Source organism: Saccharibacillus qingshengii, from assembly GCF_013185195.1.
In the GTDB taxonomy this organism is placed as follows: Bacteria; Bacillota; Bacilli; order Paenibacillales; family Paenibacillaceae; genus Saccharibacillus; species Saccharibacillus qingshengii.
The window spans coordinates 43,469-57,701 of record NZ_JAAZWC010000005.1 but is presented as its reverse complement, the minus strand read 5'-3'; the positions used below and the strand labels follow the sequence as shown (position 1 = coordinate 57,701).

The window sequence follows — 14,233 nt, the reverse complement described above, 5'->3', positions numbered from 1 at the left end:
GCCGAATGTTTCGTTGATTCTGAATTATAGGCGTCCGTTCGGCAAAGGTCAAGGGAAAAAAGAAGAAAGCGACGCGGCAGTTTGAACGAACCCCCTGTCAGCGGTTATGATGGAGGTATACAACAGATACGGATAAAAGGAGGGCGGGTCATGTACGGACATACTTTTGCCCAGGCATTGTGCAAGTTGGGCGGCGACGAACTTCGATTGGTCTATGTGCTGTGCTGCGACACGGCGGTTCAGGAACTGCTCGTTTCCAAGATTCGGGGTTGGATCAAACGCGAACCCCAGCGGTTCGCCGCTCAGCTGCAGGAGAAGGCGCTTGCCTACCGGGAATGGAACGACGACGAACTGCGGCTTGCGATTCTGCTGGAACTTGCCAAACGTTCGCGTCTGCACGGAGCGCCGCTGACAACGGCGGCCGAGCTGGAGGAATTTGCCGGAGGAATCGTGGAACATATCGAGCTCGGGGCAGCCGAAGAAGACCGGGCGTATTTCGTTTACCGGGAAGAACATCCCGAAGCGAGCGCTCTGGAAGCGCTGATCGATTATCAGAACGAACAGCTGATCCAGGGGCTCGGACGTCTGCTGGACGCGGCTCCTCAGTCCGAATGGGAGGCGTATATCCGGCGGATCGAACCGTTCCTTCCGGAAGACCTGACCGATCTGCCGGAAGCTTCCTATGTCTCGGATACGGCCGGATCGGACTTCGATTACTCGCGAAGCGATACCGGATCTGCGGAAGAGTACGGAGGCAGCGAACAGACGGACCCGATACTGGATCTGCCGGGCATTGCCGAATCGCCGGCGGCCGCCGCTGCGCAAAACGAAGCGGTGGAAGAAGAACATGTCATCCGGGAAGACAGTCAGATCGCCGGTTCGGAGCCGGCCGCAGCGCCGGTACGCCTCAACAAGACCGAAGAAGCCGCCGAAGAACCGTTCGGAAGTGCCGGATTGACGGATGCCGAATACGAATCTTTGCTGGGTTCCGAGCAGGACTTCGAAGAACCCGAAGCGGCGTCGGAGCCGGCTGCTCCGCTGCGGCCGAGCGGCGTCAAGCTGCTGCTTGCCGCGCTGGAGCATCAGAGAGGCTGCGCGCATTATGAAGCCGTCATGTCGCTGCTTGCTTCGGCGGAAGGGCTGTTCGGGATCGGCGAGATGCCGGAATTGTACGGACGCAGGCTCAGTTTCCGGGTCGTATCGGCGAGTCCCGCTTTCTTGAATGTGCTGCCCGGAGGCGGAGCGAAGAACGCGCCCAAAGCGATTTATCGCAGTCTGAATCCGCAGCGCCGCCGGCTGCCCCTGCTGCTCGTACAGCTGTTTCTGCCGGAGCTGGTCTCCGAAGATGAGACCGAAGCGGATTACGGTTCGCTGCTGGCTTTGTGGCGCTCCCGCGCGGAGCAGCACGGCGCATTCAAGAGCGAGCTGGCGGAAGAAGATTCGCGCATCGAATATTATAAGCGCGAATCGGCCAGCTGCGCGGAGCAGCTGGAAGCGGCGCGTACCGAGCGCGCGGCTTCCAAGAAGCGGATTACGGATATCCGGGAATCGCTTGTGAGCAAGCTGCGCGTGAGCAGCATGCAGCTTCCGCCGATTTCCGAATCGTTCGATCACCTGCTGAAAGAGTATGCCGATAACCGGCACCGGATCGAAGAAGCGGAAAGTTCCCGACGGGAACGCGGTCAGGGTTTCTCGGCGCTGATCAAATACACGCTGAATTATGCGGCATCGAGCGTCAGCTTGATCGATCTGAAGCGCAAGCAGGATCGTTTGCTGGGTCAAATGGCCGAAGAAGCGCTGCGTACCGACGGGGAATGGGGGCAGGGCGAGCGTTACGTCGTGGCGGCGGAGCAAGAACGGATCGGTTTCCTCGAAGCGGAAATCGATCGGCTCGAGAAGCTCCAGACCGAATATCGCGAAGAGCTGCGCCGCTCCGAACAGGCACGCAAGGCGCTGGAACAAAGCAAGAAAAAGCTGGAGAAACAGGTCTACGGGCTGATGGATCTGTAATTCCGGCAGAGCGCCAAAAAGCCGGGGTCCCATAAACGGGACTCCGGCTTTTTGGTATGGATTCGGCTTATGGCCTAGTACCTTGACCGATAAAGATGTTAGGTTACGCCCCTCGAAAACCCGCTTGAACCATGCGTGTTTCCGATGAACGCAAACCTTGGATTTAATCCGGTCAAGGTACTAGTACCCTTTCAACTCTTAATCCGAGGTTTACGTTTTCCTGAAACGCACACGCCTTAGGTGCGTTTCAGGGGAGCGTAACCTTACCTTTAGTGTTGACAAGGTACTATTCGGCTGTTCAAGCGGCCGTTCGGAAACATAGATTCGTTCCGAGCGCTCCGTTTATTGGGCGACGGGCGCGTAGAAGCTGATCGTGCCCGTACTTTCGTCCGCACTGATAAACAGATCGCGTCCGTTGACCCGGTGAATGCCTTCCGGCGATTCGCCGGCCGTCTTGATCAATCCCAGATACTTGGGATTCGCGGCGTCTTCGATATCGAAGAACAAGATGGCATCCGCGCGTTCGGCCGCAACGGCCAGCAGGGAACGTCCATTCACGGTGGACGTTGTCAGGTTTTCGACCTCGCTGCCTTTTTTGCTGCTGCGATCGTCCGGATACAGACCGGCGTTGGCCGTGGCTTCGTCGATCAGACTCATGCTGTCGTAGACGAGTTTGCCGTCCAGACTCCATACGGCGATGCCCCGTCCGCCGGCGCTGACGCCGTCTTTGAACTCGTTGCCGCCGAGATCGCCTTCGTTTGCGGTGATCAGATGCCGACCGTCCGGCGAGAAAGCGATCCCGTCGGGCTCGAAACGTCCGGTCATCGTGTCGGAGAACGAGATGACGCCGTCGTCTTTGAGGTCGGCGTCATGCTTGGTCGTGCCGAGAGCGAATACCTTCGTCACTTTTTTGGAAGCGAGGTCGACGAGAGCGATCGCGTTGTTCTCCTGCAGCGTAACGGCCGCCATCGTTCCGTCTTTATTGATCGCGACATACTCCGGCTGCGGCTCGTGGGGATAAACGGCGCCTTTTACGGTACTCAGATCGACCGGAAGATCGGTCAGCGTGCCGCTTAGCGCGTCGCTGCCGGCAAACTCCATCACGGCGATACTGCCCGGACGCTTGGCGTTCGGATAATCGAATTCCTGCGTCTTCGGATCGAGTTCTTCGTCCTCGATCGCGATCACGGCGTATTTGCCGTCCGGCGAAATCGCGATCGAATCCGGCCCGATACCCAGCTTGTAGGTTTTGGCGATTTTGTAGGTCTCCAGATCGACGACGGCCAGAAATCCGGGGTTGGCCAGCTGCATCGTGTCGCCGCCGCGGACGGCGGCGAGCGCGTACTTGCCGTCCGGCATGACCGCGACGCTTGTCACTTCCGCCGCTTCGGACAGCGACTTGAAGCTGACCGTTTTCAGCAGCGAGGTCCGGGCGGCATCGGAGATGTCCAGCACGCCGATACTGCCTTTGTCGGCTTCCGTCACGATCAAGCGTTGTCCGTCAGGCGTGGACGAAGCGATCTCGGCTTTGCCGGAAGGCATAGCGAACGAAGCAGTCAGGGCGAAGCCTGTCCGGTTCTGCGCGGACGCCGCCGCACCCAGCAGAGCGTCGAGCGCCGACTGCGGGATATACACCCGGCCTTTATCGGCGTAAGGGGCTTTATCGAGCTTAATGGTTTTGCCGTTCAGCGTCATGGAGGAACCGCCGAGCTTGAACATGGCGGTGATTCCCTCGGCCCGGACTTCCACGCTGCCCGCCGCCGAATTCCATGTGGCTTTGCCCAGCATGTTCTGAACGGCGGTGCGCAGCTGCACTTCGTTCGAAGCGGCGTGCAGGGGAGGCGTGTTCAGCGTCAGTACGCCCGAAGCGAGCGTAAGCGTGCCGACTCCCAGCAGGATGCGGCGGATTTTTCCGGACAGGGTTTGTTTGCGGCGATTCGTATTCATGTAAATTCTCCTTTGTGGGTGCCGGATCGATCGATTTGGGTTCCGGGCTTCCTATGTAAAAAGTTACGCGAATACCGGCCAAAAAGCCGGCAGGCTTCTGCCATTGTAAAGAGACAGTGTATGCCGGGTGTCAAAAACAAAGCCGCTTTTTGTAAACGTCTATCCGCGCCGGTGCTGGGTTGATCCGCATATGATAAACTTGGACGGGAAGCGAATCGGACATCGGGTATGCCGAACGCAAAACGCATGCAGAAAGGAAGAAGGATATGACACAGCAGCAAACGCAGGGAACCTTGTTCAAAAACGGCCGGATCGGCCTCGGAGCTTCGGAAGGAAGTCCGGACGCCATTTATACGGAGAACGGCAGGATCCGGGCGATCGGGACCTCGGCCGACCTTGAGCTTCAATTGTCGGGCCGATCTTACGAAGTCGTCGATTGGGCAGGGGCAAACGTACTGCCCGGCTTAACCGACTCGCATATGCATTTGTCGATGCAGGGCGTGAAGCTTGCGGCTCTGGATTTTTCGGAGACGGCGTCCAAAGAGCAGATGCTGTGGCAGATTCGCGAACGTGCGGCGAAGACGCCGGAAGGCGAATGGATCTTCGGGCTGAACTGGAACGAGAACGCCTTCACGCCGGCCGAAGCCCCGACGATTGACGAATTGGACGAAGCGGCCGGCAGCCGCCCGCTGTATTTGACGCGCACCTGCTTCCATGCTTTTCTCGCCAACCGCGAAGCGTTCCGCCGTGCGGGCGTTACCGCAGACACGCCCGATCCGCTTTCCGGCGCGCTGGGACGGGGCGAGTCCGGAGAACTGAACGGCTGGATCTACGAAGAAGCGTCCAAGCTGCTGACAGCCGTGCAGCCGAAGCCGGATTACGCAGACAAAAAAGCGGCGATCCGCCGCGCCTGCGAATATGCGCTCAGCCTGGGTCTGACCGCGGCGCATACGGAAGATCTGCGCTATCTCGGCGGAATCGACGTGATGCGGCGTATTCACCGCGAGCTGCGGGAAGAAGGACTGCACTTTCGCTCGCATCACCTTATCTTCCACGATTACCTGGACGAAGCGGAAGCGCTTGGGCTGACAGCGGGCGACGGCGACGAATGGCTGCGGATCGGCGCGGTGAAGATTTTCTCCGACGGAGCGATCGGAGGCCGGACGGCGCTTCTTAACGCGCCTTACCACGATGCGCCGACCACGAGCGGAATGGCGATCCATGCCCGGGAGCGGCTGCACGCGATCACGGCCCGCGCTCGGTCGCTCGGATTCCCGATTGCCGTGCATGCGATCGGCGACGGCGCGGCGGATTTGACGCTAGGCGCGATGGAAGCTTATCCGCTTGCGGGCATTACGGCGCTGCCGGACCGTTTCATCCACGCGCAGGTATTGGATGCGGCGCTGCTGGAACGCATGACGAAGCTGCAGCTGATTGCCGATATCCAGCCGCGCTTCGTCGTCAGCGATTTTCCGTGGGTACTGGATCGGGTCGGGCCGGAGCGGACCGATTATCTGTACGCGTGGAAAAAGATGATCGACGCGGGTATCGTCTGCGCCGGAGGCAGCGACGCGCCGATCGAGCCGCTGAATCCGCTGCTCGGGCTGCACGCGGCGGTTGCCCGGCGCCGTCCCGACCGTGCCGAACCGGCGGAAGGCTATCTGCCGCAGGAGCGGCTTAGTCTGCAGCAGGCGCTGTGGCTGTTTACGGAAGGCAGTGCGCTTGCGGCGGCCGAAGCCGGCGAACGCGGACGGATTCAAGTCGGCTTCGCCGCCGATTTTACCGTGCTGGACCGCGATATTGCCGCAGGCGAACAAGCGCTTACCGAAGCCAGGACGCTTATGACCGTCGTGAACGGCAAAGTCGCTTACCGGGCTTGATTCGGGAAGGGTAAGATTGTCTGCGGCCGGCGCCCTCCTTTTTTTCCTGTCCAAAAACAAAGACGCTTCCCCGCACCCCGGAACCGGTGCAGCGGGAAAGCGTCTTTTTGCGCCGTGCGTTGACACCAAGCCCGATCCGTAGTTAAATAGTAATTATTACTATTAATAAAACGCCTGCAGGGCGCATCCATAGCAGTGCAGCGAGAGGAGCTTGTCCGCAGTGGGGAAATCCGCAATGACCGCACGGCTGCCGAAGTCCAAAGGGACCGAGATGGCGACCGTTTACGAAGCCAGAGATTGTACGCGCAAAGTGAAGCATCTGGTTCTGCCGGAGCGCAACCAGCGCATCGTCCAGGAATTCATGCAGATTCTGGAGATGAGAGAAGAATTCGAGCAGCATGATGTGCCGATTCCGAATAAAGTCGTCATGTACGGACCTCCGGGAACAGGCAAGACGCTGACCGCTTTTCACGTGGCGGCGTCTCTGGGACTGCCTCTGATTTTGGTTCGCCTGGATGCGCTGATTCACAGTCATCTGGGGGAGACCGGCAGCAATATCCGCAAAATATTCGATTATGCGCGCGCGGTGCCCTGTGTACTGTTCCTCGACGAATTCGATGCCGTGGCCCGTACCCGCGAGAGCGGCGACGAGGTCAAAGAAATGGCGCGGGCCGTCAATACGCTGCTGCAGTGTCTGGACGAATTCGGCGATGTCAGTATTTTTATGGCGGCGACCAATTTGGAAACCGAGCTTGATCCCGCCATCTGGCGTAGATTCGATACGCGGATGACCTATCAGCTGCCGAACGAGCAGGACCGGCGGCATTATATCCGGCTGCTGATCGGGGAATTCGGCTGCCAAAACGGAGCGGAAGCCGAAGCCTGCCGGCTGCTCGGCGGCTGCAGCTTTGCGGATATCGAGCAGATCGTGCTGAAGGCCAAGCGCAAAGCCATTATCGATCGACAGCCGCTGCACGCCGCACATGTCTCTTTATCGTATGAAGAGTACGCGCCGACCCCTACCGAAGTCCGGATGCAATCCCAAGCCTGATGACAAAAAAAGCTCCGCCCTGCGCGGCATCGATTCGTCGATACGCGCCGGGCGGAGCTTTTTCGATTCGGGATGCCCCCGTGCCTGGTTATTCGGGATTCTTCTCGTCTGCGCGGTTGGCCTGGCGAATCTCTTCGCGGTTCTCCCAGAGCATACTGCGCAGATTGGATTTGGAACCCTGAATAATAAAGTAAGGGACGCCGGAGGTTTTGGCCAGTTCGACGCCTTCCCACGAAGCACGGTGCGAGGTCGATGTAATCAGCAGGAACAAGGCCTGCGCACGCCGCAGATCGGACGCGACGAGATCGGGACGTTCTCCGTTCTCGTGGACATAAGTTGCACCGCTCTCGACTACCACATCTTCGAACCATTTGCGCTGGCCGCCCAATACGACGATCGTGCATCCTTCGAGGAACGGCTCGGGTCTGCTTTTGCGGCCTTCCTTTTTCGGCTTGGACGAAGACGGGACGCTCTGCCGCGCAGCGGCCGGATCCCGGCGGGGTACGGCTTCCGGATCGGAGAAATCGCGGTAGACCCTTGCCAGGCGGGCCACCGTTTCTTCTTCGCCGACATTGAAGATACACGGAGCCCCGTCTGCGGGGCGCTGGATATCCAGGTCTTTGGCATGGATCGGATAACGGCGGTCGGCATCGTTCATATCGACCGCATACCACACTTCGTGCTCGCCCAGTTCCACATACCCGTTGTATTGGCGTACGGGGGAATACGCATCGTCCCCTTGGAACAGCAGCTCGATTTCGTACTGCGTCCCTCCATGGCCGTCCTCGCGCGGGGTGCACCAGACTTCGGCTTCGTGCTGAAGCCGGTGCTTGTACACCATCGACTCGGTAATATTAAATGTTTCTCCGGTCTCCAGCACGATATATCCGCCGTGATCCCGCCGATGGAACGTTCCGCCGAGTCCCGGAGCGGCTTCGGAACCGACCTGTTCCAGCGCTTCTTCCATGGAAAAGGTTTCACGGCGGGATTCTTCCTCGGAGGAAGAAGTTTCCGCGTTCGGGCCCGGCTGAGGCTGAGGCTGCGGCGTTTCGACCCCGTGCGGGAAAATGCCGGCTCCGGCTTCCGGCAGAGCCGCCGGAATACCGCCCATCAGACGCCGGCCTGCGGCATACGCGTCGACGGCGTCGAGCAGATCGAGCGCACGGCGCAGCAGCGTCCGCGCTTCCAGGTCGCCCGCTTCGCTTCCGCCGGGCATACCGGCGGAAGCGAAGCGCAGATCCTGACGCAGCAGCGCGCCGAAGCGGCTGAACAGTTCTTCCGCTTCGTCCGAACCTGCCTCTGCGGCCGTATTCGAAGAAGCGGACTGCGGCGAGGTACGGACGGATGATTCTTCGTGTCCGTAAGCCGGACGATCCGGGAATTCTTCTTCCGATTCTCTGCGGGATGTCCGGACCTGCAGGGCATGTTCGGCTTCCTGCGTCTTTCTGCGCAGATCGGCCAGCTCTTCTTCGGTCCGGCTGCGCTCCTGCTTGTAGTTCCGTTTCAGCTCCGTGAGCCGTCCGGCGGTTTCTTCGCGTTCTTCGGCCAGCCGGCGGTTCTGGCGTTTCTCGGCTTCGAGTTCCCGCATCAGACTTTCGGTCTGCTCCCGGAGTCTGTTTGCGTCGCGCCGGGAATCCAGCGCTTCCTTGTCGGCGCGGCGCGCATGCTCTTCTTCTGCGCGGCAGCGCTGCTCCAGCATTTCGATCCGCCGGTTAAGCTTCTCGATCCGGCGCTGCTCCGAGGTTTCGCTTGCGGCTGCCGCCGAATTTGTCTTCGCTTCGTGCGCGCTGCCTATAGGGGCGGGAGAGCTTCCGGCATCGCTCGCGGCCAATCGTTCGAGCCTCTGCCGATCGACGCTTTCACTTTCTGCGCCGGTCTGGAAATACAAAGCCCAATAGCTGTGCCATTTGCCGTACTTGGCGATCCGGCTGTTCGGATCTTCGTCGAAATGTTCCGGCGTTAAGTCCGGTTCTTCCGCTTGAAGCAGCGGTCGAAGCTCGGCCAGCAGCGCGGCGGCCAGTTGGGCGCGCAGTTCGCGGCTGTTCCGGGCCTGGGCGGTCAGATCGAGCATTGACTTGGCGAACAGCGCGTCCGGCCATTTGCGTGTATTCCTTTTGGCAAAAGGGAATTCGAGGGCGTTCGCCATCTTTCGCTTCGCCGCTTCGTCCATTTCCCGCAGAAGCGGCAGCACAAATTGGAGCGGTAGAAGGGAGATTTGCTCTTCGCCGGGTTCCCGGGTGTTTGGGGCGCTGTCTGCTGCGGGCGGAGGCGCCTTCGTGGACTTGGCTGACAGGGAAGGTTTGATTCGTTTCATGGGCTCCTCCTTGTGGATGGACGGCGGTTCCCGCTGGGGATTTACGCTCACCGTAGATTTCTATTCTTTTTAATATAGCGGACTTTGCACACGCTTTACAGAGAAATAATCAAAATTCACGACATTATTCTACAAAAAAACAGAAAAAAATGACGAGTCCTATGAATAAAATGGAATAAGATTCTATGCTATAATCGAAACCGATGCCAAGCGGCCGACCGGATTCGACTTTTGGTCGGCGAATTTGCCCGATCCGGATCGTCTTCGATTAGAAAGCGGCCGATTATGGGTAAACCATTAGGAACGTGCAAGCAGCGACAGAATGAGCTTTTTTATCAAAGGAGAATGACCTTGACTTCGCCTTATCATCCAAACCTATCCGTTTATTCACGTATGTATAACAAAATGACAACCGGCGTGCTGATCCTGGACCTTTCGGGCGGCTGCGTCGGTGCAAACCCGGCCATGAGCCGGATTTTCGGTTGGAACACGGCCGAACTGCTGGGAAAAGGCTACAGTACCGTTCTGCGCGCCGATCCCGATACGGAAGCCGATCTGCTGGAGTCGCTGGCGGAATGGCTGCATGCGCCCCGGGCTTTTGGACCGATCGAGATCCGGCTCGTCCGCCGCAGCGGCGAAACCGCCTGGATCAAGGTGGAATGCGAACTGCCGGAAGAAGGCGACGACCCGTTGATTCTTGTGTATCTGGACGACATTTCGAATCTCGTGGACGAAGCGGAAGACCGGACAAGAGAGATGTACAAGCTGATTACGCAAAATACGCCGGATATGATCTCTTTTAGCAAACCGGACGGAACGCTCCTGTACGTCTCGCCTTCCGTGGAACATACGCTGGGCTATACGATGGAAGAAATGCTCGGACGCAACCGGACAGCTTTTTACCATTCCGGAGACGCAACCAAGATGAAGCTGGAAGGAACCCTTTTTGCTGAAAATCGGAATTTCGAGCGCCGTGTACTCCACAAAAACGGAAGCGTCCGCTGGGTCGATACGTCTTTTCGTCTGATTCGCAGTTCCAAAGGCGAGGTCAGCCGGGTGCTCGTAATCGCGAGAGACATCACCGAACGGAAAATGAACGATACCATTTTGGCAAAGGCCCAGCAGCTGGCAAATATCGGTTCCTGGCATTGGGATATTCAGCAGGGTAAACTGTTCTTTTCGCGCGAAATGCGGGAGATTTTCGATTATTCGATTCAGCCGGTCGAGAAGAACGCCAACTCGTTCTTGGCCGCTATTCATACGCAGGACCGCGAGCAAGCGGCGGACCGGATCGGATCGGCGCTGAGCGGCGGACGCGACGGGGAACTTACTTACCGAATCGTACTGCCGGGCGGCAGGGAAAAAACGATTTACGGAGTCTGGGAAGTGTCCAAAGACAGTATGACGGGAGAACCTCTTCAGATTATCGGCATCGTGCAGGACGTGACCGAACGCGTTCGGATCGAAGAGAAGCTGCGAAGCAGCGAGAGCCGCTACCGCTCCTTGTTCCTCAATCACAATTCGGGCATCATTTCCATGGATATGAAAGGACGCATCCTCTCCGTCAATCCGGCCATGGAAGCGATGAGCGGCTATACGCGCGAGCAGATCACCCGTCTGCGTATCGGCGTGCTTCAGCCCAAAGAATACGCCGGAACGTCGAAGGATCATTTCCGGGCGGCCAAAAACGGGGAATCGCGCGTATTCGAGACTTCGTTTCACCGGCGTGACGGCGGACTGCGCCAGATCAGCGTAGCTTACGTCCCGATTGGTTCCAAAAAAGACCAAAGCGGTATTTATGCGATTATTACCGATATTACGGAGCGCAAGCAGTATACGGCGCAGATCGAAGCGTTAAGCTATCAGCATTCGCTGCTGCTCAATACGGTATCCGAAGGCATCGTCGGCTTCGATCCGGCCGGCCGGATCATGTTCACCAATCCGGCGGCGGCAGCCATGCTCGGCTACGAAGGCGGGGAAGCGATCGGACGTTCCTACGCTGAGATGCTGCGTCAGGCCAAGACCCAGGAGAGCGCCTATCAATCGGGCATTACGGCGCTGCTGGATGCGCTGGATTCCGGTGTGGCTCATGCGCAGCCGGAGGCTATTTTTTGGCGCAAAGACGGAGGAAGTTTCCTTGCTTCTTATCAGGTGACGCCGATTCTGGACCGCGGAGAAAACAAAGGAGCCGTACTCGTCTTCCGGGACAAAACGGGGGAGAAAGAGATTATTCGGGCGAAAGAATCCGCGGAACGGGCCGATCAGGCCAAGTCGGAATTTCTGTCGATTGTCAGCCACGAACTGCGGACTCCGATGAACGGCATTATCGGCATGGCCGATCTGCTGCGCGAGAGCGAGCTGCAGGGCGAGCAGCGGCAGTATGTCGAGATTATTCACGAGAGCAGCTATGCGCTGCTGAAGATTCTGAATGAAATTCTGGATATCAGCAAGATCGAATCGGGCCGGATGGAAATCGAACCCCAGCCGATCGAACTGCGCGAAGTGCTGGGCAATGTGGTCCAGCTGTTTATGCCTCGTGCCTCGGAGAAGAAGCTTGCGCTCGAATTCGTGACGGACGAAAGCATGCACCGGCTTCCTTCGGTCGTTCTGGCCGACAGCGAGCGGCTTCGCCAGGTTCTGATCAATCTGGTGGGCAACGCGATCAAGTTTACCGACAGCGGCAGCGTGATCCTCTGCGCTGCGCCCAAGGCATTCCGCGCTCCGAACGAAATCTGGATTGAATTTTCGGTGCAAGACACGGGGATCGGGATTGCGGGAGAGAAACAGCACCGTTTGTTCCAGCCGTTCTCCCAGCTGCATCCGATCCTGAACCGCAAATACGGCGGCACCGGGCTCGGATTGTCGATCAGCCGCAAACTGGTCGAGCTGATGGACGGCACGATTTCCGTAGACAGCGCAGAAGGCGAAGGCGCGACCTTCCGTTTCCTGCTGCGGTTCCTGCTTCCGGAAGAAGAAGGCCGGCTGTTCCTCACGGGCGGCGGAGCGAACGGAACCGTCTCCGAAGCTGCGGGGGAGCAGCCCGATTTCACTGCCTGCAAAGACGACGAGGAGCGCGAACTGCGTATTCTGGCGGTCGAAGATCACCCGATGAATCTTAAGGTGCTCGAAGCGATGCTGTCCCGCTTCGGCTGCCGCGCCGATCTGGCCGAAGACGGCGAAAGCGCGGTCCGTCAGGCGCTCGCCGAGGATTACGATCTGATCTTTATGGATGTGCAGCTGCCCGGTATGGACGGGATCGAAGCGGTCAGCCAGATCCGGACCCATCTTCTTCCGGGGCATCATCCGCTGATTGTCGGGGTCAGTTCTTTTGTACGCCAAGAAGAGATCGACCGCTGTCTTCAAGGCGGAATGGACGATTTTATCGGTAAGCCCGTCTCTGCGGGCGAAGTCGAACGCGTATTGAATCAGGCCCGCATGCGGCTGCGCCGGTCTCCCGGCATGAAGCCCCGCGAAACCGAATAAGCGAATTGGATTTTTTTCGATCAGCGCCCTGCCCGATCTTCGGATCGGAGCCGGGCTTTTTTTATGAATTTTTGCCTTTAATTTTCCATTTTAAGCAACATTTCATTCTTCGGTTTCGTTGATAGAGGAAGAAGCGATTCGAAGCCGGCCGGGTTCCGGCTGCGCGAATACAAGGAGGGGGAAATCATCGGGAATACAAACAAACCGTTTCGCCGCACAGGGAGGAAGCTGGCCGCCGCCGCTCTGCTGGCTGCGGTCGCCGGCTGTTCGCAGGGAAGCCTCGGCTCGAACCAGGCCGAGCCGCTGGCGTACAAATCGGTCTACAAAGCGGAAGACGCCGATCCCAAGCTCGCGGCATCGATGAACGCGTTCGCCCTGGATTTCTACGCTATGCTGGAAAAGCATCCGGGCGAAGACGAAGTCGGGCCAAACCGGATGGTCTCGCCGGCGGGGCTGTCGATTGCTCTGTCGATGCTCAAAGCCGGCGCGGAAGGGAAAACGGAGCAGCAGATGGACAAGGCGCTGCGGCTGAACGGCATGTCTGCGGAAGTCTTGGCGGAAGGGCAGAAAGTGCTGCGGGATCTGCTGAGAGGATCCGATCCGTCGGTGCAGATGGCTATCGCTAATTCGTTGTGGAGCCGGGAGGGGTTTGCGCTGAATCCGGAGTATGTCTCGCAGATGGAGAACAATTATGCCGCGCAAATTCAGGCGCTTGATTTCTCTTCTCCAAAATCTGTCGACATCATGAACCAATGGGCGTCCGACAACACAGCCGGCAAAATTCCGAAAGTGCTTGAACCGCCGCTCAGCGGCGATCTGGTCCTGCTGCTCATGAACGCCATGTATTTCAAAGGCGATTGGACCGAACCGTTCGAGAAATCGCAGACGGAAGATCTTCCGTTCCGCACAGCGGGCGGGAAATCTGTAGACGTCCCAACGATGCGCCAAAGCGGCAAATATGCGTATCTGGACGGCGAAGGTTTCCAGGCGGTCCGTCTGCCGTACGGGGAGTCGGAGAACTTCGGCATGGTACTGGCGCTGCCGGACGAGGATCGGTCGCTTAGCGAATTCAAACGGCAGGAGCTGCCCAAGTTCGAACAATGGAGTCAGGATTTGTCCCAAAATGAAGGAAGCATTGAGCTGCCGCGGTTCAAGCTCAAAGACAAACTGCGGCTCAACAACGTGCTGTCCGAGCTCGGGATGCCGGCCGCTTTTGACCCGAACCAAGCCGAGTTTGGCGGACTGGCCGCTTCAGGCGCGGGTCCCGGCGAACTTTACGTCAGCTTCGTAACGCAGGACAGCTTTGTCGAGGTGAACGAGGAAGGGACGGAAGCGGCTGCCGTCACGGTGATCGGGGCCGAGACTACGTCCGCTCCGCCTCCGAGCGTCCCGTTCGACTTGAAGCTGAACCGTCCGTTCTTTTTCGCGATTACCGATAAGACCACCGGCCTGATCGTCTTCATGGGCGAAGTGGGAGATCCGTTGAAGGATTGACAGCGAAGAACCAAACAGCCCTGCGGGTTAACCCGCAGGGCTGTTTCGTTAAAG

Annotated in this window: 7 protein-coding genes; 5 read left to right on the top strand and 2 right to left on the bottom strand. The window is 58.5% G+C overall.

Annotation, left to right across the window (positions count from 1 at the left end; all coding sequences use genetic code 11):
- Positions 1-150 precede the first annotated feature (150 nt).
- Entirely contained in the window at positions 151-2,010 is a 1,860-nt protein-coding gene (locus HRQ60_RS06210; RefSeq protein WP_172194781.1) for a hypothetical protein, read from the top strand.
- Positions 2,011-2,352: 342 nt separating this feature from the next.
- On the opposite strand, the gene HRQ60_RS06205 is transcribed toward HRQ60_RS06210, so the two are convergent.
- Positions 2,353-3,957: a choice-of-anchor I domain-containing protein gene (locus HRQ60_RS06205; protein ID WP_172194780.1), complete on the bottom strand. Its 1,605-nt coding sequence runs from the start codon at positions 3,955-3,957 to the stop codon at positions 2,353-2,355.
- 266 nt (positions 3,958-4,223) lie between these two features.
- On the opposite strand from HRQ60_RS06205, the gene HRQ60_RS06200 reads away from it, so the two are divergent.
- The gene (locus tag HRQ60_RS06200; protein ID WP_172194779.1) at positions 4,224-5,837 is read left to right on the top strand and encodes an amidohydrolase; all 1,614 of its coding nucleotides are present in this window, start codon (positions 4,224-4,226) and stop codon (positions 5,835-5,837) included.
- Positions 5,838-6,057: 220 nt separating this feature from the next.
- Complete coding sequence (locus HRQ60_RS06195) at positions 6,058-6,888, top strand: AAA family ATPase (RefSeq protein WP_425501627.1); 831 nt, start codon at positions 6,058-6,060, stop codon at positions 6,886-6,888.
- An 88-nt stretch (positions 6,889-6,976) separates the two neighbouring features.
- Here HRQ60_RS06195 and HRQ60_RS06190 read toward each other — a convergent pair whose 3' ends face one another.
- The gene (locus HRQ60_RS06190) at positions 6,977-9,202 is read right to left on the bottom strand and encodes a hypothetical protein (protein WP_172194778.1); all 2,226 of its coding nucleotides are present in this window, start codon (positions 9,200-9,202) and stop codon (positions 6,977-6,979) included.
- 351 nt (positions 9,203-9,553) lie between these two features.
- Between HRQ60_RS06190 and HRQ60_RS06185 the strand changes: the two genes are divergently transcribed.
- Entirely contained in the window at positions 9,554-12,685 is a 3,132-nt protein-coding gene (locus tag HRQ60_RS06185) for a PAS domain-containing hybrid sensor histidine kinase/response regulator (protein ID WP_172194777.1), read from the top strand.
- A gap of 360 nt (positions 12,686-13,045) precedes the next feature.
- Complete coding sequence (locus tag HRQ60_RS06180) at positions 13,046-14,179, top strand: serpin family protein (RefSeq protein ID WP_281358060.1); 1,134 nt, start codon at positions 13,046-13,048, stop codon at positions 14,177-14,179.
- Positions 14,180-14,233: the final 54 nt, after the last annotated feature.

Coding starts and splice junctions, on each gene's coding strand:
- HRQ60_RS06210 (WP_172194781.1), top strand. CDS start 151: ATGTACGGACATACTTTTGCCCAGGCATTGTGCAAGTTGGGCGGCGAC.
- HRQ60_RS06205 (WP_172194780.1), bottom strand. CDS start 3,957: ATGAATACGAATCGCCGCAAACAAACCCTGTCCGGAAAAATCCGCCGC.
- HRQ60_RS06200 (WP_172194779.1), top strand. CDS start 4,224: ATGACACAGCAGCAAACGCAGGGAACCTTGTTCAAAAACGGCCGGATC.
- HRQ60_RS06190 (WP_172194778.1), bottom strand. CDS start 9,202: ATGAAACGAATCAAACCTTCCCTGTCAGCCAAGTCCACGAAGGCGCCT.
- HRQ60_RS06180 (WP_281358060.1), top strand. CDS start 13,046: ATGAACGCGTTCGCCCTGGATTTCTACGCTATGCTGGAAAAGCATCCG.